Below are 19011 nucleotides of genomic sequence, written 5' to 3'. Positions count from 1 at the left end.
GCGCGGCGCCGCCGCCCGTGGATGCCGGGTGAGCCCCGGCATGACAGGACCGGAGATCCACACATGACCGACAAGACCGACTACCGCGCCACGCTCAACCTGCCCGACACGCCGTTCCCGATGCGCGGCGACCTGCCCAGACGCGAGCCGGGCTGGGTGGCCGAGTGGGAGGACAAGGGCCTCTACAAGCGCCTGCGCGAAGCGCGCCGCGGTCGCGAGAAGTTCGTGCTGCACGACGGACCGCCTTACGCCAACGGGCAGATCCACATGGGCCACGCCGTGAACAAGGTGCTGAAGGACATGATCGTGAAAGCGCGGCAGCTGAAGGGCCTGGATGCGGCGTACATCCCGGGTTGGGACTGCCACGGCCTGCCGATCGAGAACGCCATCGAAAAGCAGTTCGGCCGCAACCTGCCGCGCGACGACATGCAGGCGAAAAGCCGCGCCTACGCCACCGAGCAGATCGACATCCAGCGGGCCGACTTCAGGCGGCTGGGCGTGCTCGGCGACTGGGACCATCCGTATCGCACCATGGACTTCGTGAACGAGGCCGAGGAGATTCGCGCGTTCAAGCGCGTGATCGAGCGCGGCTTCGTGTACCGCGGGCTGAAGCCCGTGTACTGGTGCTTCGACTGCGGCTCGTCGCTCGCGGAGTTCGAGATCGAGTACGCGGACAAGAAGTCGCAGACCCTCGATGTGGGATTCGCGGCGGATGAGCCGCGGAAGGTGCTGGCGGCCTTCGGGATGAGCGGCGAAGACTCGCCTCCCATCTTCGCGGTCATCTGGACCACCACGGCGTGGACCATCCCCGCCAACCAGGCCCTCAATCTCAACCCCGAGCTCGAATACGCGCTCGTGGACACCCCGCGCGGGCGGATCATCGTGGCGAGCGTGCTGGTCGAGAAGGTGCTTGCGCGCTACAAGCTCGAAGGCCGCGTCGTCGCGACCACGAAGGGCGAAAACCTCGGCGGCCTGAACTTCCGCCACCCGCTCTACGACGTCGATCCCGGCTACCGGCGCCTCTCGCCCGTGTACCTCGCCGACTACGCCACCGCCGAGGACGGCACGGGCATCGTGCACTCGTCTCCCGCCTACGGCCTGGACGACTTCAACAGCTGCGTGGCGCACGGGCTCGCCTACGACGACATCCTGAACCCCGTGCAGGGCAACGGGTCGTACGCGCCCGACTTCCCGCTCTTCGGCGGCGAGAACATCTGGAAGGCCGTGCCGCACATCATCGACACCCTCGCGAAGGCGGACCGCCTCTTCGCGACGGAGACGATCTCGCACAGCTACCCGCACTGCTGGCGCCACAAGACGCCGGTGATCTACCGCGCCGCCGCCCAATGGTTCATCCGCATGGACGAGGGCGAGGGCGTCTTCACGAAGGACAAGGCGCCGAAGACGCTGCGCCGGATGGCGCTCGAAGCGATCGAGGAGACTTCCTTCTTCCCCGAAAACGGCCAGGCTCGCCTGCGCGACATGATCGCGAACCGGCCCGACTGGTGCGTGAGCCGCCAGCGCAGCTGGGGCGTGCCGCTGCCCTTCTTCCTGCACCGCGACACGGGCGAGCTGCATCCGAAGACGATGGAGATTCTCGACATCGCGGCCGACATGGTGCAAGCGGGCGGCATCGAAGCGTGGAGCAAGGCGTCGCCAGAAGAAATCCTCGCGAAGGTGGGCTCGCAAGACGACGCGCCGAGCTACACGAAAAGCAGCGACATCCTCGAAGTGTGGTTCGATTCCGGCACGACGCACACGACGGTGCTGAAGCGTTCGCACGCGGGCTCGGGCCACGAAACGGGCCCCGAGGCCGACCTGTACCTCGAAGGCCACGACCAGCATCGCGGCTGGTTCCACTCGTCGCTCCTCACCGCGTGCGCGATGTACGGGCGCGCGCCCTATCGCGGCTTGCTCACGCACGGTTTCACCGTGGACGCGCAGGGCCGCAAGATGTCCAAGTCGCTCGGCAACGGCGTCGATCCGCAGGAGACGTGGAAGAAGCTCGGCGCGGAAATCATCCGCCTGTGGGTAGCCGCGTCCGACTACTCGGGCGATATCGCGGGCGACGACAAGATCCTCGCGCGCGTGGTGGACGCCTATCGCCGCATCCGCAACACGCTGCGTTTCCTGCTTGCGAACGTGAGCGACTTCGATCCCGCGAAGGACGCCGTGCCGCGCGATGAGCTGCTCGAAATCGACCGGTATGCGCTCGCGCGTGCCGCCGAGTTCCAGGCGGAGGTGCTCGCGCACTACGAGGTGTACGAGTTCCATCCGGTCGTGGCGAAGCTGCAGGTGTACTGCTCCGAAGACCTGGGCGCGTTCTACCTCGACGTGCTGAAGGATCGCCTCTACACGACGGCGCCGAAGTCCCTCGCGCGGCGCAGCGCGCAGACGGCGCTCTGGAACATCACGCATGCGATGCTGCGCTGGATGGCGCCTTTCCTGAGCTTCACGGCCGAAGAAGCGTGGAAGGTGTTCGGCAACTCCGAGTCGATCTTCATGGAGGAGTACGCGGAGCTCGGCACGCCCGATACGGAGTTGCTCGCCAGGTGGAACCGCATCCGCGAGGTTCGCGATGACGTCAACAAGATGATCGAGGAGCGTCGCCAGGGCAATGAACTTGGCTCGTCGCTGCAAGCGGGCATCGACCTCTACCTCGAGCCGGGTGACATGGAAGTCTTTCGCAGTCTTCGCGACGATCTGCGCTTTGTGCTGATCACGAGCGACGTCGAAGTCCTGCCTCTTTGGGGCGCCGAATATCAGGAACGCATCGGGCGCGATCCCATCCGGGTTTTCACAGGCAAGGCACGCGTGGGCGACGGAGTGCCACCGCAACACGGCGTCTTCGTTCGGGTGCTCGAGCATCCGAAGTGCGAGCGTTGCTGGCACTGGCGCGCGGACGTCGGCAGCGATGCCGCTCACCCGACGATCTGCGGCCGCTGCGTTGCGAACCTCTTCGGCGCGGGCGAGCCGCGGGTGCACGCCTGATGGCCCGGACCGCATCGAACGGCAGCATGCTGCCCTGGCTTGCGCTCGCGCTCATCGTGCTGCTGGCCGACCAGTTCACCAAGGTGCTGATCCTCGGCTACTACCAGTACGGCGACACGACCTACGTGACGCCATTCTTCAATATCGTGCGGGCGCACAACACGGGCGCGGCGTTCTCGTTCCTCGCGGCGGCCTCGGGTTGGCAGCGGTGGCTCTTCACCGGCATCGGCATCGCCGCGACGCTCTTCATCCTCTGGCTGCTTCGCTCACATGCCGGCCAGAGGCTGTTCTCGTTTTCGCTCGCGTGCGTGCTGGGCGGGGCGGTCGGCAACGTCGTCGACCGCCTGCTGCACGGCTATGTGGTGGACTTCCTGCAGGTTCACTGGCAGAACTGGTACTTCCCGGCGTTCAATGTGGCCGACAGCGCCATCACCGTCGGGGCGGCGGGGTTGATCCTGGATGAACTGCTGCGGGTGCGGCGCAGTCGTTGAGGTCACCTCTCGTCATTCCCGCGGAGGCGGAATCCAGGGCGTTCCGGATTCGACTGGGATCGGCGCGATCAAGCCGACTTGCGAAACAGCGTCACGTCCGGCAAGTCCTCGAAATGTGCGTCGCATGTCATCAAGTCCGCACCCAGGTGACGCGCGGTCGCATAAACGATCGCATCCGCCGTCGCGAGCTTGTGTTCACGGTGCATCTCGGCCGCAAGCAGGGCCAAGCTGGTATCGAGGGGAACGATCACGCATTCCTGCGTGTAGGCGATCACCTGGTCCGCCTTCTCTTCTCCCACTTCGCGCAGGAGCCATTTCGACAATTCCAGTTGAACGATCGTGGGAACGATGCAATGAGACTTGTCCGGCAGTTGTCTGCCGACTTTCTTGCCTACCGCGCTGCCGATGAGCCATTCGACCCAGGCCGAGGTGTCGACGAGTCGCCGCGCGGGCACTAGTAACGATCCTTCCGGTCCCGATATCCGTCGTTGCGGGCGCCCTTGGCGATCCCGGCCAGTTCATGCAACGCGGGGACAGGCATGACCAGCACACCCTTTCCCTTGGGTATGAAAACGAATTGCTGCCCTGCTTCCCAATGCTGTTCTTCGCGTACCTCCTTGGGGATCGAAATCTGAAACTTGCTGGACAGCGTCGTCGTGGCCTGCATTTCTTACCTTCTACGGATCGATCAGAATAAGGTAAGAATACATCGTCCGCGCCCACCCTGCAAGCCGGGAGCGACTCAATGAATCGTCGCCCCGCGATGCTGCAGGCAATAGTCCACGAGCGCGTCGATCTCGGTGGACTTGTCGAACACCGCGTCGGCACCGAGCTGCTCGCAGCGCCACCGCACGTCGCGCGTGGCGTGATTCGACAGCACGACGACGCGCTGCCCGGGCCGGCGCTTGCGCGCCGCCTCCAGGACGTTCAAGCCGCTGCCTTCGCGCAGGAAGAGGTCGACGATTGCAATGTCCCAATCCTCATCGTGACGTGCCAGCCAGCGCTTGCCTTCGTGCTCCGTCTCGGCAGTGCCCACCGGCTCCACGGCGGCGAGCTCCTGCAGCGTTTCGATGAGGTTCTCACGGATCGTCGCGCTGTCCTCGACGATATACGCTCTGAACTTCATGAATTGTCTCTCCGGGGTTTCGACCATACGGTAGCCCGCGCACAACGGACGGGCTGACGGCCCACGCGCCAAGGATGTGTAGGAGCTTACGGCTCAACCGTTCGCGCGTTCGCGCCCGACCCCTGCCGCCACGAAGATGAGCCCCGCATCCAGCGTGAATTCGTCGTGTTGCAAGCGCGTGCACAGCTGCGCTGGCGCAACCGAGGCGAACTGCGCGACTTCGCCGTCCTGATTGGTGGGAACGACGCCCCGCGGCACGACTGCCCGATACCAGTCGATGCGTTCGACGACGTAGCCGCAGGGCTGCTCGCCGCTGGGCCGCCGCGTGAAGAGATGTCCGCCATAGGCGACTTCCTGCAGCTCGGCCATCCGCAGCCCGGCCTCTTCCCATGTCTCGCGCTCCAGCGCCGACTCGCGGGTGTCCTTCGCCGCGACCATTCCGCCCACCAGCGTATCCCACATGCCCGGATCGCTCGCCTTGTCGAGCGCGCGCTGCTGCACCCAGTGGTGCCCCTCGGGTGTGAGCCCGATGAGATGCACGGCACGGGTGGCGATCCCGAGCAGCCGCGCCACGCCGCGCTCGCAGGTGCCGAGCAGATGGCCCTCGTCGTCGATCACGGCAAGCTGTTCGTTGCGCCATGCCCGCACCGTCCCCGCGTCGCGCAGCGCCTCGGCGATCTGCTCGAGGCTCGGCGTCATGTCGCCGTGGATTCGCCAGCCGTCGCGCTCATGCTTCAGCTGCGGCAGGTGCAGTGCAGCGGCGACGTGATGCTCTACCGAGCCGATGCGGTGATGTCCCCACCAGAGCGGCTCGCGCGGCGCGAGCGGGGAGCAGTCCGTGCGCTCGCGCAAGCTCGCGAGCCAGGGGTCGCCCAGACCGCTCACAGCGCGATGACCGTGCTGCCGGTGGTCTTGCGCGCCTCGAGGTCGCGGTGCGCCTGCCGCACGTCGTCCAGCCGGTAGCGCTGGTCGATGTGCACCTTGATCAGGCCGCCCGTGACCGCCGAGAAGAGATCGTCGGCCATCTCCTGCGTCGACTCGCGCGTGGCGGTGTGCGTGAAGATCGTCTGCCGCGTGATGTAGAGCGAGCCCTTGGGGCCGAGGATGCCCGGCGCGAACGGCGGCACCGGCCCGGACGCATTGCCGAAGAAGACGAGCATGCCGAGCGGCATGAGGCAGTCCATCGACTTCTCCCAAGTGTCCTTGCCGACCGAGTCGTAGACCACCTTCACGCCCCGCCCGCCCGTGAGCTCCTTCACGCGCGCGAGAAAGTCTTCTTCCCTGTAGTTGATCATGTGCGCGGCGCCGTTGGCCTTCGCGAGCTCGCACTTCGCGGCGCTGCCCGCCGTGCCGATCACCTCGAGGCCGAGCGCCTTCGCCCATTGCACCGCGATCAGCCCCACGCCGCCGGCCGCCGCATGAAAGAGGATCGGGTCGCCCGGCTTCAGGATGCCCAGGGGCGTGCGCTTCAGGAGGTATTGCGCTGTGAGGCCCTTCAGCATCACGGCCGCGGCGGTGTCGAAATCGATCGCGTCGGGCAGCTTGCATACGTGCATCGCCGGCATCACGCGCGCTTCGCAGTAGGAGCCGGGGAGGTTGCTCGCGTAGGCCGCGCGATCGCCGGGCCTCAAGTGCGTCACACCCTCGCCCACCGCCTCGATCACGCCCGCGCCCTCGCCGCCGACACCGAAGGGCGTCTGCGCCTTGTAGAGCCCCGCGCGGTAGTACACATCGATGAAATTGAGGCCGATCGCGTGGTGGCGGATGCGGATTTCGCCCGGCCCGGGATCGCCCACCGCCACGTCCTCGATCTCGAGGGCTTCGGGTCCGCCCACCTGGTGGACGCGCACTGCTTTGCTCATCGCTTGCTCCTTCATTCGGAATCGCACTGGCGTGCCGGGTTCATCGTGCGGCTACCATCGCTCTCGCCATGCCGCCGCGCCTCAATCTTGCCACCGCCGCCTTGCTCACGGTGACGCCGCTCCTGTGGGCGGGCAACGCCGTCACGGGCCGCATCGTGAGCCCCCTCATCTCGCCCATGCTGCTCAACTTCCTGCGCTGGGGCATCGCCTTCGTGCTGCTCGTGCCGATCTCGGGCGGGCTGCTGCGGCCCGGCAGCATCCTGTGGCCGCGCTGGCGGCGCTTCGCGCTGCTCGGCCTTCTGGGCATCGGCTCCTACAACGCGCTGCAGTATCTCGCATTGAGGACTTCGACGGCGCTCAACGCCACGCTGGTCGCGGCAAGCATGCCCGTTTTCATGATGACGACGGGCGCGCTCTTTTTCGGCCAGCGCGTCACGTCCCGGCACTTCGCGGGCGCGGCGCTGTCGATCGCCGGCGTGCTCGTCGTGCTGTCGCATGGCGACATCGCTTCGCTCGCCCAGGTGCGCTTCGTGCCCGGCGACTTGCTGATGCTCGCGGCCACGGCAGCCTGGTCGTGGTACAGCTGGCTGCTCGCGGCGCCCGGCGATCCGCCGGAACTTCGCGGCAACTGGGCGGCATTCCTCATGTCCCAGCTCGTGTTCGGCGTCGCATGGTCGGGGCTCTTCGCGACGGGCGAATGGGCGCTTGCGAGTTCGCACGCCGAGTGGGGCGGTGCGCTCGCGCTGGCGCTCGCTTACGTGGCGATCGGCCCGGCGATCGTGGCGTATCGCTGCTGGGGCATCGGGGTGCAGCGCGTGGGACCGAGCGTGGCCGCGTTCTTCGGCAATCTCACGCCGCTTTTCGCGGCGGTGCTGTCGGCGGCGTTTCTGGGGGAAATGCCCGGTGCGCACCATGCGCTGGCGTTCGCGTTGATCGTGGCGGGGATCGTGGTGTCGTCGAGTCGGTAGGGATGCGACGGGGATGCGACTCAATCTCCCAGCAGCTCCCCGATCGGCTTCAGATGATCCACCCGGTCGCACACCGCCTTCACCGCCATCAGCACCGGTATCCCGAGCAGCAGGCCCCACACGCCCCAGAGCCACCCCCACGCCAGCACGCCGACGAACACGGCCACCGGATTCATGCGGCTTGCTCGACTCGTCGCCCACGGCACGAGCAGATACCCCTCCAGCACGTTCACCGCGATCGAGATGCCCGCGATGGCGAGCGCCACGTTCACTTCACCGTCCTGCAGGAAACCGGCGAGCGCCGCGGCCACCGTCACCACCGCGTTGCCCACGTACGGCACGAGGTTCAGTATCCCCGCGGCCAGGCCCCACGCCGCCGCGTGATTCAACCCGGCCATCGCAAAGCCGATCCCGCTCGCGAGGCCCACGCCCAGGCTCGCCAGCAACTGCACGAGCAGATAGCGCTGCATCTGCGAATTGATCTCGTCGAGCGCCTGCACCGCGAGCTTCTTCTGCGCGAGGCTCGGCCCGGCGATCTTCACGAGCTTGCGCCGGAACGTGTCGCCCGACACCAGCAGAAAATAGGTGAGGAACGTGACGAGCACGGTTTGCCCGATGAGGTTGGCCACGCCGACCGTGCCGGTCCACAGGTGCTCGCGGATGTCGAAGGGCGGCTTTTCCACCACCACGCGCTGCAGGCCGCGCGAGGCCTGCGCGGCCGGTGTCGCGCCCGCCACTTCGGCGGCGCGCTGCAGCTCGACGGCCGCCTTCTGCACGGTTTCCAGCGGCGCGGACTGGCCGTGGCCGAATTTCTGCCTCGCGATGTCGCCGAGCTTGCGGGCCGCCGCCGGCAGGGAATTGATGAGTGCGTTCGCGTCGTCGACCATCGAATAGAGCGACGCGCCGCTCGCCGCGAGAATCGCGAGAATCAGCACCGCCGCGCTCGCCGCCCGCGGAATGCGCACGCGCGCGAGGCCATCCACGATCGGCGACAGCGCATAGCTGAACACGAGGCCCAGCATCAGCGGAATGAAGAAGGCGCCCGCCCAGCGCAGCACCGCGAGCACCGCCACCGAGGCGAGGATGCCCAGCGACAGGCTGCGGACATCCACGGGCATGTGCAGAAGCACCCGCGGCGGCTCCTGCGCCGGCGCGGGTGGGGCGGTCGCGGGCGGATCGATGTCGTTCGTATTCAGGCTCAAGGGCGCACTCCGGCTTGGTTACCACGGCCCCCGGTCCCTCCAGGACTCGCTTGCCGCGCGAGTCCCAACCCATGCTCAACCCGACAACGCCTCGCGCACCGCGGTCAGCTGGCGGCGCGACACCGCGAGCGACTCCTCGATGCCCGTGAGGCGCACCGCCCAGCCCTCGCCCTCTTCGGGGTCGTAGTGCTTCTCGAGGGCCCGCACCGCCCGGCGCGACACCAGGGCATTGCGGTGGATGCGCAGGAACTGCGCGCGATGGCGCTCCTCAAGCTCGCTCAGCGATCCATCCAGAATATAGCTCCTGGCGGCGGTCCGCACGGTGATGTACTTGAGTTCCGCCTTGAAGTAGAGCACTTCCAGCAGGGGCACGCGCTCGGTGCGGCCCCGGTCCTGGATCACGAGCACTTCCTCCGGCACCGGGGAGCTCGCCCCGCGCGCGGACTGCTGGCGCCGCTCCACCTTCTGCAGCGCGGCCTGCAGGCGCTCCAGGCGCACGGGCTTGGTGAGGTAGTCGAGCGCTTCCAGCTCGAACGCGGACACCGCGTGTTCGGCGTGCGCCGTGACGAACACCACCGGGCACGGGTCGGCCAGGTTGCGGATCGCCTGCGCGAGCGCGAGGCCGTCCGCGCCCGGCATGTGGATGTCGAGCAGCACGGCGTCGAAGCGCTGGCGGCGCAGGTATTCCATGGCCTCGGTGGCGTTCGACGCCTCGGCGGTGGCCGCCGCGGGCGGCGTCGCGCAGTCCGCGAGCAGCGTGCGCAGCCGGCTGCGCGCGAGCGGTTCGTCGTCCACCACGAGCAGCTGCAAGCTCGGATTCATGCAGGCACCTCCATCCGCACCTGGTACACGCCGTCCTTCAACGCGGTCTGGAACTGCGCCTGCACGTCGTGCAGCAGCCGCAGACGGTCTCTGACATTGTGCTGCGCCACGCCGTGGCCCGGAAGCCCCTGCCCGCCCGGCACCGTATTGGTCACCTTGATCACGACCACGCCGCCTCTCCTTTGCGTGCTGATTCTCACCAGCGCGCCGCGGTGGCTCGGCTCCACGCCGTGCTTGACGGCATTCTCCACGAGCGGCTGCAGGATGAGGGGCGGCACGCGCGAGCTGCCCGCGAGCGGATCGATCGCCCATTCCACGCGCAGCCGGTCGCCGAAGCGCACCTGCTCGATCGCGAGATACCGGCGCGCGAGCGCGATCTCCTCCGACAGGGTCGTGGCTTCCCCCTGGTCGACGAGCGCGTGCCGGAACAGCTCGCCCAGGTCTTCCAGCAGCGACTCCGCCTGGCGCGGATCCTCGCGCACCAGGGCGATCGCGCTGTTCAAGCTGTTGAAGAGAAAGTGCGGCCGGATGCGCGCCTGCAGCTCCGCAAGCCGCGCCGCCGTGGCCGCGGGCATGCGGCTCTTGGCGCGCAGCACGAGCGCTGCGACCAGCAGCGCGGAGAGGAACGCCCCCGCGAAACCCGATGCCACCCAGGGCGCCTCGCGCGAGAGGCCCATGAGCGCGAGCATCGCGCAGCCGTAGAGGCCCGCGAGCGCGCCGAGCAGCACGCCCGCGGCCTCCTGCAGATGCGGCGGCAGTCGCGCCAGCAGGTTCTTCAGGCTGCACGCGACGAAGAGCCAGGCGAGCGTGCCCGGAAAAGCGGCGCCGCTCAGGATCGCGAATCTGAGCAGCCATGCCTTCAGGTCCGCGGCCACGAACATCGCCCCGACGCCGACCACCGCCTCGATGAAAAGCACGGCGCGCAGCACCACACCGAGCTGGCATGCGTCGAAGACCAGCGCCTGCCTCGCGTGCGGCGTCGGCGCGGGAGGGGGCGGCACGGACTCGAGCGGAGGCCGTCCCGTCTCGGGGAACGCCGATAGAATCTGAGAATCGTCCATCGCGTGAATGCGCGTTTCTTTAGTCCGCGTGAGCGTGAGCTGCGCCATTATTGGCGAATCGCCGGCCATCGGCAGCGTGCGCCACCCACCTTCGTTTTCCCCTATGAGCCAACTCGATCAGAAGTCGCAAGGCTGGTCCGCCCTCTTCAGCGAGCCCATGAGCGAGCTCGTGAAGCGGTATACGGCGAGCGTGGAATTCGACCGCCGCCTGTGGCGGGCCGACATCGAAGGCTCGCTCGCGCACGCCGCCATGCTCGCGAAGCAGGGCGTGATCGCCCCGGCGGACCTGCAGGCGATCCAGGCAGGCCTCGCCCAGGTGACGCGCGAAATCGAATCCGGCGCCTTCGAGTGGAAGCTCGATCTGGAGGACGTGCACCTGAACATCGAAGCGCGCCTTACGCAGATCGCGGGCGAAGCGGGCAAGCGCCTGCACACGGGACGCAGCCGCAACGACCAGGTCGCGACCGACATCCGCCTGTGGCTGCGCGGCGAGATCGACGCGATCTCGCTCCTGCTCGTGGAATTGCAGAAGACGCTCGTGGGCGTCGCGCAGCAGCACGCCGACACGGTGATGCCCGGCTTCACGCATCTGCAGGTGGCGCAGCCGGTGAGCTTCGGCCACCACATGCTCGCGTACGTGGAGATGTTCGCGCGCGATCACGACCGCCTGCAGGACGCGCGCCGCCGCGTGAACCAGCTGCCGCTGGGCGCCGCCGCGCTCGCGGGCACGAGCTATCCGCTCGATCGCGAGTTCGTCGCGCGCGAGCTGGGGATGGAAGGTGTGTGCCGCAACTCGCTGGACGCCGTGAGCGACCGCGACTTCGCCATCGAGTTCGCATCGGCCGCGAGCCTGGCGATGGTGCACGTGAGCCGCCTTTCCGAGGAGCTCGTGCTGTGGATGAGCCAGAGCTTCGGCTTCATCCGGCTGCCCGACCGCTTCACCACCGGCTCTTCCATCATGCCCCAGAAGAAGAACCCCGACGTGCCCGAACTCGCGCGCGGCAAGACGGGGCGCGTGGTCGGCCACCTCGTGGGCCTTCTCACGCTGATGAAGGGGCAGCCCCTTGCCTACAACAAGGACAACCAGGAAGACAAGGAGCCGCTCTTCGACACGTGCGACACGCTGAAGGACACGCTGCGCATCTTCGTGGAGATGATGGCGGGGCTGGAAGTGAACGCTGCCGCGATGGAGCAGGCCGCGTTGAAAGGCTATGCGACGGCGACCGATCTGGCCGATTACCTCGTGAAGAAGGGACTGCCCTTTCGCGACGCACACGAGACGGTCGCGCACGCCGTGAAGGCGGCCACGTCGCACAAGTGCGATCTGACCGAACTGCCGCTGGCCGTGCTGAAGCAGTTCAACGCGGCGATCGAGAAGGACGTGTACGACGCGATGTCGCTGCGCGGCTCGCTGAATGCGCGGGGCGTGCTCGGGGGCACGGCGCCCGCGCAGGTGCAGGCGCAGGTGGCGCATCACAGGGCGCGGCTCGGGAACTGAAGCCCCGGTCGGGGCGTGCGCGCTACGATAGCCTTCCGAGGAGACCCACGCCATGCCCGTCATCACCAACATCGAAGACCTGCGCCTGCTCGCGCAGCGTCGCGTGCCGCGCATGTTCTACGACTACGCCGATTCCGGCTCGTGGACCGAAAGCACCTACCGCGCCAACGAGGCCGATTTCGACAAGCTCCTCTTTCGCCAGCGCGTGGCGGTCAACATGGAGCCGCGCAGCACACGCACCACCATGATCGGCCAGGAAGTCGCGATGCCCGTGGCGATCGCGCCGACCGGCCTCACCGGCATGCAGCACGCCGACGGCGAAATCCTCGCGGCGAAGGCCTCGAAGAAAGCCGGCATCCCGTTCACGCTCTCCACCATGAGCATCTGCTCGATCGAGGACGTGGCCGACGCGACCGGCGGCCACCCGTTCTGGTTCCAGCTGTACGTGATGCGCGACCGCGACTTCATCGAACGCCTCATCGACCGCGCGAAGGCGGCCAACTGCTCCGCGCTCGTGCTCACGCTCGACCTGCAGATCCTCGGGCAGCGCCACAAGGACCTGAAGAACGGCCTTTCCGCGCCGCCCAAGCTCACCATCGGCAACATCGTGAACATGATGACCAAGCCGCGCTGGTGCCTGGGCATGCTCGGCACGCCGCGGCGCAAGTTCGGCAACATCGTGGGCCACGTGAAGGGCGTCGACAACATGGGTTCGCTCGCCGAGTGGACGGCTGCGCAGTTCGATCCGCGCCTGTCGTGGAGCGACGTCGAATGGATCAGGAACCGCTGGGGCGGCAAGCTGATCCTGAAGGGCATCCAGGACGTGGAGGATGCGCATCTGGCCGTGGGCACGGGCGCCGACGCGATCATCGTCTCGAACCACGGCGGCCGGCAGCTCGACGGCGCGCCCTCGTCCATCTCCGCCCTGCCCGAGATCGCCGATGCGGTGGGCAGCCGCATCGAAGTGCACATGGATGGCGGCATCCGTTCCGGCCAGCATGTGCTGAAGGCGGTCGCGCTCGGCGCGAAGGGCACCTACATCGGCCGCGCGATGCTCTACGGGCTCGGCGCGATGGGCGAAGAAGGCGTGGAGATCGCGCTGGAGATCATCCGCAAGGAGCTCGACCTGTCGATGGCGTTTTGCGGGCGGACCGACATCAATGCGGTGGATCGTGGCATCCTGCTGGGTGCGCGCACGCATTGAATGCCATGGAAAGAAGCGAAGCCGAAGCCCTGTTCCAGGAGGCCGTGGCCCTGCAGGAAAGCGGCCGCTGGACGGAAGCCAAGCCGCTCTACCTGGCCATCGTCGATGCCTTTCCCGACTACCCGCACGTCGGCCATTTGCTCGGCGTGATCGCGAGCCAGGAGGGCGACCAGTTCCTCGCGCGCCGCTTCATCGAATCGTCGCTGGCCGTGAATCCGCAAGACGCCGATGCGCTCGCGAACCTCGCGTGGACCTTCGTGAAGCTCGGCGAACATGCCAAGGCGCTCGCGCGCAGCGAAGAAGCCCTTCGGCTCGCACCGGACCACCTGCGCGCCCAGCTCACGCGCGCCTTCACGCTCAAGCTGATGCAGCGCCACGACGAAGCCGTCTGCGCCTTCGACGCCATCCTCGCGCGCGAGCCGCGGCACGTGGACGCGCTCCTCTTTCGCGGCCAGAGCCTGCACGCGCTCGCGCGACACGAGGAGGCGCTCGCGAGCTACGAAGCCGCCATCGCCGTGCAGCCCGATCACCCGGAACTGCACAATAGCCGCGGCGTCACGTTCGCCGTGCTGGAGCGCGGCGACGAAGCCATGGCGAGCTTTCGCCAGGCGCTCGCGCTGCAGCCGCGCTTTCCCGAAGCGCTCTTCAACCTCGGCATGCAGCTGCAGAACCTGCGCCAGTACGAGGAGGCGCTCGCGCATTACGAGGCCGCCCTCGCGCTTCGGCCGGACTACCCCGAGGCGCTCACCTATCGCGCCTTCGCCCTGCAGCGTCTGCGCCGCATGCCGCACGAATGCGTGGCAAGCCTCGACCGCGCGCTGGCGCTTCGGCCCGGCTATTTCGAAGCGATCAACGGCCGGGCGAACGTGCTGGGCCAGCTGAACCAGTTCGCCGAAGCCCTCGAAGACTACGACGCCGCCATCGCCATCAAGCCGTCGTTTCACGAGGCGCATCTGAATCGCGGGCATGCGCTGCGCGAACTCGGGCGGCTGGAGGAAGCCGCCGAAGCCTATCGCGAGGCGCTGCGCCGTGGCGGCGACGCGCAATCGGGCCTCTTCGCGCTCGCCGCGATGGGGCAGGAGCGCGCACCCGGCGTGGCGCCGCCCGACTACATCGTGAGCCTCTTCGACGGGTATGCGGAGCGCTTCGACGAACACCTCGTGGGCAAGCTCAAGTACCAGGCGCACGAGCGCGTGTGCGAAGCGCTGCTCGCCTTCCAGCCGGCGCCCGGCGACGTGCTCGATCTCGGATGCGGCACGGGCCTCTGTGCGCCGCTGCTGAAGCCCGTTGCGACAAGCATGACGGGCGTCGATCTCTCACCGCGCATGCTGGAAGTCGCGGGGCGGCGCGGCATCTACACGCGGCTCGAATGCGCGGACGTCACGGCATTCCTCCAGGGCGAGCCCGCGTCGGGCTTCGACCTCGTCGTCTCCACCGATGTCTTCATCTACATCGGCGATCTCGACCCCGTGTTCGCCGGTGTGCGGCGTTGCATGCGGGAAGGCGGCCTCTTCGGTTTTTCCATCGAGGCGAGCGAGCGCGAGGATTTCGTGCTGCTGGCCACTCGCCGCTATGCGCAGTCGCCCGGGTACATCCGCCGGCTCGCCGCGCGGCACGGCTTCGAGGAACTGAAGCTCGAGCCCTGCACCATCCGGCTCGAGCGGCGTGAACAAACGCCCGGCTACGTCGTGGTGCTGCGCGCGCGCTGAAGCGAAACGACCGCGGGGCGCTCGACCCCGCATGCCTGCGTCGTCACGATCACGGGAACAACCGCGGGTGCCCGCGCGAGGGGCGACAGGTGCTCCAGCCCCATCCAGCGTCGCCCTACGAGCCGGCCGAATCGGCCGGCATCCAAGGATTGATCACCCGCACGTCGATGCCCTCGAAGTCTCCGACATTTCGCGTGACCAGGCTGAAGCCATGTTCCCTGGCCGTGGCTGCGATCAGCGAATCTCGCCATGATCGTGGATCGGGCACGTGCCACGGTGCGCACAATCGCGCGCCTCGCAGCGTGAACGGCAGGATGCGCCCATCGAACTGCTCTTCGAGCGCGTCGACCCAGGCCCGGAGCACGTCACCTTGCACTTTGTCCTGGTGAGCCTTGCGCTGCGCACCGATACGCAGCTCCAGCACGGTGACGCTCGACATGTACAGCGCGCCGAAGGCCTCGGCGGCCGCCCACGCACGCACCTCGGGCGACTGCCCGCGCTTGCCCGGCCGCAGCTCGGAAATCACGTTTGTATCCAGCAGGTGCATTGCCTCGCCCAGCCTGCTTCAATCGTCCAGGTCAGCGGACTTGACGAGCCCTTGCAAGCGAGGCGGCTCGAACTCGATGCCGGAGGTATCCGGCAGGCTGTCCATCACGTCGAGCAGCGAGCGCGCCGGCGTGCCCGAGTTCGCAAGGCGGCGGAAGTCTTCGATCTTCATGAGCGCATAGGTGGGCGTGCCGCGGTCGGTGATGAAGACCGGCCCTTCCTGGGCGGCGCGCTTGACGTTGGCCAGATCGTGCGCGAACTCGCGCGAGCTGAACGTAGCGACGGGCTGGGGGTTGCGTTGGGAGTGAGCAGCCATTGCACTTGCTTCCTATCGTTGTATTAACGTTATCACAAGAATTTGGCTGACGCAAATACGTGACCTGCGCATGATTCGTACGACCTTGGTCTTCTTTCTTCCCAAATTGGACTGGGCCTCTCTCGCACCGCAACAGGCTTCTCCCGCGTGCGCTCCTCCGGCGAATGTGCGTGCTGACATCGTGGGGCGCCCCCTCGCTTGCTCGGCAGCACAATGTCGGGGTGAGCCGCCCGCGCCGCATCGCCCATCTCGACATGGACGCGTTCTTCGCGTCCGTCGAACTGCTGCGCTATCCGCAGCTGAAGGGCCTGCCGGTCGTGATCGGCGGCGGACGGCGCAAGGTGGACGAACTGCTGCAGGAGCGCTACGCCGGCCTTTCGCGCGCGCAGATCCCGCCGCAAGCCTTTCCGCTGCTGAAGGACTACGTCGGCCGGGGCGTGATCACCACCGCCACCTACCCCGCGCGGCGCTTCGGCGTGGGTTCGGCGATGGGGATGATGAAGGCGGCGAAGCTGTGTCCGCAGGCGATCGTGCTGCCGGTCGACTTCGAGGAGGTGCGCCGCTACTCGCGCGCGTTCAAGTCGATCATCCGCGAGATCGCGCCCGTGGTGGAGGACCGCGGCGTGGACGAGGTCTACATCGACTTCACCGACGTTCCCGGCGGCCAGCGCGAGGGCGGCCGCGTGCTCGCACGGCTGATCCAGAAATCGATCTTCGATGCGACGGGCCTCACCTGCTCGATCGGCGTCGCGCCGAACAAGCTCGTGGCCAAGATGGCGAGCGAATTCGAAAAGCCCAACGGGATCTCGATCGTCCACGACGAAGACGTGCAGACCCGGATCTGGCCGCTGCCCGTGCGCAAGATCAACGGCATCGGGCCGAAGTCGGAAGTGAAGCTCGCGAAGCTGCACCTGCACACGATCGGGGACATCGCGAAGCAGGACCGCGCCTGGCTCGTCGACAACTTCGGGCAGTCCTACGGCGCGTGGATGCACGACGCCGCGTGGGGGCGCGACGACCGGCCGGTGGTGACGCAAAGCGAGCCCGTGTCGATGAGCCGCGAGACGACCTTCGAGCGCGACCTGCACGCGGTGCGCGATCGCGCGGAGCTGGGTGCGATCTTCACCGAGCTGTGCGAGCACGTGGCCGACGACCTGCAGCGCAAGGGCTATGTCGGCCGCACGATCGGCATCAAGCTGCGGTACGACGATTTCAAGACGGCAACGCGCGATCTGACGATCGATCATTACACGGACGACGCGAAGACGATCCGCCGTGCGGCGGGGCAGTGCCTGAAGCGCGTGGACCTGAAGCGCAGGCTGCGGCTGCTGGGCGTGCGGGTGGGCAAGCTCGCGAAGAAGGGGGAGGAAGCGTACGAGGCGCCGGCGGCCGCGCCGCTGCGGGCGGAAGAGTCGACGCCGGACCTGTTCGGCGGGTGACGACGTGCGGCAACCGAACGACACCCCCGCCACCGGGCCTCACGAATATTCGGCTCTGTCCTGCACAGCCGCCATCGCCGCGAGCGCGACGTGCTCCTGCCATGGCCGCGCCACCACCTGCACCCCGATCGGCAACCCCGCGCTTGCCTCTTCCGCCTCGCGCGCGAGCTTCTGCACCACATCCTTCGACGCCGCGCGGCCGACCTCCTCGCCCACGCGCACACGAGTGACGGGCACCACACCGGCCGGGTATCCCACGAGGTTGTAGAGACATGCATACGCGCCGCAGGTAGCGAGATCCTTTGTCGTCCCGTGAAGCAGCGCGGGCAGCGGCATCGCGGGACACACGATCACGTCGAACGGCCCGCCCGGCGCGGTATCGAGGGCGCGAGTGAAGCGATCGCGATACTCGATCTGCGCTTCGACGAGCTCCCAGTAGTGCGCCGTCGTGTCGAATCCGAAGGCTTCGAGCCCCGCGGCCAGCGAGGGCTGCCCCACGGCGCGCAGCACCTTGCGCATCACCTGGATCACCCCGCGCGGCATACCCGCGAGCTGCATCAGCTGCCCGAGCTGCGGCGACTTCGGGCCCTTGCCGATGCGCCGCCGCAAGAGCGCCATCCCATCGCCGCCGAGAATGCCGTAGAAGAGATTCATGCCGTGGCGCGCATCGGGCGGCGTCCAGTCGCTCACCTGCGCACCGGCGGCACGCAGCATGCCGGCGGCTTCGCGCACGGCGCGGCGCACCGCGGGCGCGGGCGCGAAGGTGCCATCGTCCGCATAGCATGCGACGCGCAAGCCCTCGAGCGACACACCGCGCCAGTCGCCGAGCGCGTGACCGGGCGAGGGAGGCGAACGACCGCCGTTGATCACCTCGAGCGCGAGCGCGAGGTCCTCCACGCGGCGCGCCATCGGTCCCACCTGGCTCGGAATCGCCTGCTGGCCCACGGGGACGCTGAAGCGCCCGGGGTCGTCGCAGCGGCCCGGCGTCGGCTTGATGCTCGCGATGCCGCAGAACGTGGCGGGCACGCGCACGCTTCCGCCGATGTCCGTGCCCAGGCCGAGCGGCGACGCGCCGCTTGCAATGAGCGCGGCCTCGCCGCCGCTCGAGCCACCGCACGTGCGCTCCGAGTTCCACGGATTCACAGTGCGCCCGTGGATCGGGTTCTCGGCCTCGTAGAAGAGCAGACCCTGCGCGACGTTGGTCTTGGCCATCGCGATCGCCCCGGCGGCGCGCAGGCGCGCGACATGGACTTCGTCGGCGCTCGCGCGATGTTGCGCCCGCGACGCGATGCCGAAGGTCGACGCCATGCCCGCGAGGTCGAGGGATTCCTTGATGGTGACGGGCACGCCTGAGAGCGGGCCGAGCGGCTCGCCCGCGACGCGCTTGCGGTCGATCGCTTTCGCCTCGGCGCGCGCGGCTTCGAAGCGTTCGGCGCACATCGCGTTCAGGCGCGGATTCACTTCGGCGATGCGCGCGATGTGCTGCTCCAGGACCTCCTCGGCCCTGCAGTCGCCGCGCGCGACGAGAGAGGCGATCTGCGCGGCCGAAAGCCGCGTGAGGGGGAGGTCGGAGGTGGTGGGAAGGTCGTTCTTCATGCTCGCTCCTGGGTGCGAGTGAACGATAGGCGGCCGGGGCGGGAGTTGCATCGGGCGAACACCCCAACCGGGGCGTCTGGAATGCGCGGTGGCTACGGCCCGGCAACCCCCCTCACCCCAACCCGGCCCCCTCGCTTCGCTCTCCCCCCGGAGGGGGGAGAGGGAGTTAATGCATTGGTC

At 67.8% G+C, this 19011-nt stretch carries 18 protein-coding genes; 7 read left to right on the top strand and 11 right to left on the bottom strand.

Translation table 11 applies throughout. The annotated features are described in order from the left end of the window. Positions 1-63: 63 nt before the first annotated feature. On the top strand, positions 64-2991 hold the full coding sequence (ileS, locus tag VHA82_RS05975) for an isoleucine--tRNA ligase (protein WP_325541215.1): 2928 nt from the start codon (positions 64-66) through the stop codon (positions 2989-2991). Next, positions 2991-3482: a signal peptidase II gene (lspA, locus tag VHA82_RS05970; protein WP_325541213.1), complete on the top strand. Its 492-nt coding sequence runs from the start codon at positions 2991-2993 to the stop codon at positions 3480-3482. Before ileS ends, lspA begins: the two co-directional genes overlap by 1 nt. Before the next feature lie 68 nt (positions 3483-3550). On the opposite strand, the gene VHA82_RS05965 is transcribed toward lspA, so the two are convergent. The 5 genes from VHA82_RS05965 to VHA82_RS05945 all read right to left on the bottom strand — a co-directional run bounded on the left by VHA82_RS05965 (position 3551) and on the right by VHA82_RS05945 (position 6470). Further along, complete coding sequence (locus VHA82_RS05965; protein ID WP_325541211.1) at positions 3551-3937, bottom strand: type II toxin-antitoxin system VapC family toxin; 387 nt, start codon at positions 3935-3937, stop codon at positions 3551-3553. Then, entirely contained in the window at positions 3937-4149 is a 213-nt protein-coding gene (locus tag VHA82_RS05960) for an AbrB/MazE/SpoVT family DNA-binding domain-containing protein (protein ID WP_325541209.1), read from the bottom strand. Before VHA82_RS05960 ends, VHA82_RS05965 begins: the two co-directional genes overlap by 1 nt. A gap of 75 nt (positions 4150-4224) precedes the next feature. Beyond that, positions 4225-4608 carry a response regulator gene (locus VHA82_RS05955; protein ID WP_325541207.1) on the bottom strand — a complete coding sequence of 128 codons (384 nt, stop codon included), beginning with the start codon at positions 4606-4608 and terminating at the stop codon, positions 4225-4227. Positions 4609-4701: 93 nt separating this feature from the next. Beyond that, positions 4702-5493, bottom strand: coding sequence for an NUDIX domain-containing protein (locus VHA82_RS05950; RefSeq protein ID WP_325541205.1), 792 nt, complete (start codon positions 5491-5493; stop codon positions 4702-4704). After that, positions 5490-6470, bottom strand: a complete 981-nt coding sequence (locus tag VHA82_RS05945; protein WP_325541203.1) for a quinone oxidoreductase — start codon at positions 6468-6470, stop codon at positions 5490-5492. The genes VHA82_RS05950 and VHA82_RS05945 overlap by 4 nt, the downstream gene beginning before the upstream one ends. Positions 6471-6538: 68 nt before the next feature. Between VHA82_RS05945 and VHA82_RS05940 the strand changes: the two genes are divergently transcribed. Continuing rightward, a complete protein-coding gene (locus tag VHA82_RS05940; protein ID WP_325541201.1) occupies positions 6539-7438 on the top strand; it encodes a DMT family transporter in 900 nt (299 codons plus the stop codon). A 20-nt stretch (positions 7439-7458) separates the two neighbouring features. Here the strand turns inward: VHA82_RS05940 and VHA82_RS05935 are convergent, their stop codons facing one another. The 3 genes from VHA82_RS05935 to VHA82_RS05925 all read right to left on the bottom strand — a co-directional run bounded on the left by VHA82_RS05935 (position 7459) and on the right by VHA82_RS05925 (position 10523). Beyond that, entirely contained in the window at positions 7459-8640 is a 1182-nt protein-coding gene (locus tag VHA82_RS05935; RefSeq protein WP_325541200.1) for an AI-2E family transporter, read from the bottom strand. A gap of 75 nt (positions 8641-8715) precedes the next feature. Next, entirely contained in the window at positions 8716-9462 is a 747-nt protein-coding gene (locus VHA82_RS05930; protein WP_325541199.1) for a LytTR family DNA-binding domain-containing protein, read from the bottom strand. Then, a complete protein-coding gene (locus VHA82_RS05925) occupies positions 9459-10523 on the bottom strand; it encodes a sensor histidine kinase (RefSeq protein WP_325541197.1) in 1065 nt (354 codons plus the stop codon). The genes VHA82_RS05930 and VHA82_RS05925 overlap by 4 nt, the downstream gene beginning before the upstream one ends. A gap of 103 nt (positions 10524-10626) precedes the next feature. Here VHA82_RS05925 and argH point away from each other — a divergent pair, with 103 nt between their 5' ends. The 3 genes from argH to VHA82_RS05910 are packed head-to-tail and all read left to right on the top strand — an operon-like array spanning position 10627 to position 14934. After that, entirely contained in the window at positions 10627-12021 is a 1395-nt protein-coding gene (argH, locus tag VHA82_RS05920; RefSeq protein ID WP_325541195.1) for an argininosuccinate lyase, read from the top strand. A 52-nt stretch (positions 12022-12073) separates the two neighbouring features. Then, entirely contained in the window at positions 12074-13225 is a 1152-nt protein-coding gene (locus tag VHA82_RS05915; RefSeq protein ID WP_325541193.1) for an alpha-hydroxy acid oxidase, read from the top strand. A 5-nt stretch (positions 13226-13230) separates the two neighbouring features. Further along, a complete protein-coding gene (locus VHA82_RS05910; protein ID WP_325541191.1) occupies positions 13231-14934 on the top strand; it encodes a tetratricopeptide repeat protein in 1704 nt (567 codons plus the stop codon). A gap of 115 nt (positions 14935-15049) precedes the next feature. Here VHA82_RS05910 and VHA82_RS05905 read toward each other — a convergent pair whose 3' ends face one another. Continuing rightward, positions 15050-15481 carry a type II toxin-antitoxin system VapC family toxin gene (locus VHA82_RS05905; RefSeq protein WP_325541189.1) on the bottom strand — a complete coding sequence of 144 codons (432 nt, stop codon included), beginning with the start codon at positions 15479-15481 and terminating at the stop codon, positions 15050-15052. A gap of 18 nt (positions 15482-15499) precedes the next feature. Next, complete coding sequence (locus tag VHA82_RS05900; protein WP_325541187.1) at positions 15500-15796, bottom strand: type II toxin-antitoxin system prevent-host-death family antitoxin; 297 nt, start codon at positions 15794-15796, stop codon at positions 15500-15502. 254 nt (positions 15797-16050) lie between these two features. Between VHA82_RS05900 and dinB the strand changes: the two genes are divergently transcribed. Continuing rightward, a complete protein-coding gene (dinB, locus tag VHA82_RS05895; RefSeq protein ID WP_325541290.1) occupies positions 16051-17235 on the top strand; it encodes a DNA polymerase IV in 1185 nt (394 codons plus the stop codon). Between the two features lie 39 nt (positions 17236-17274). On the opposite strand, the gene VHA82_RS05890 is transcribed toward dinB, so the two are convergent. Further along, positions 17275-18831, bottom strand: a complete 1557-nt coding sequence (locus tag VHA82_RS05890; RefSeq protein WP_325541185.1) for an amidase — start codon at positions 18829-18831, stop codon at positions 17275-17277. Positions 18832-19011: the final 180 nt, after the last annotated feature.

This window comes from Ramlibacter sp., assembly GCF_035548915.1.
GTDB lineage: Bacteria > Pseudomonadota > Gammaproteobacteria > Burkholderiales > Burkholderiaceae_C > Ramlibacter.
Note: the sequence above shows the minus strand (reverse complement) of the source record. Positions and strands in the feature narration are given on the sequence as shown.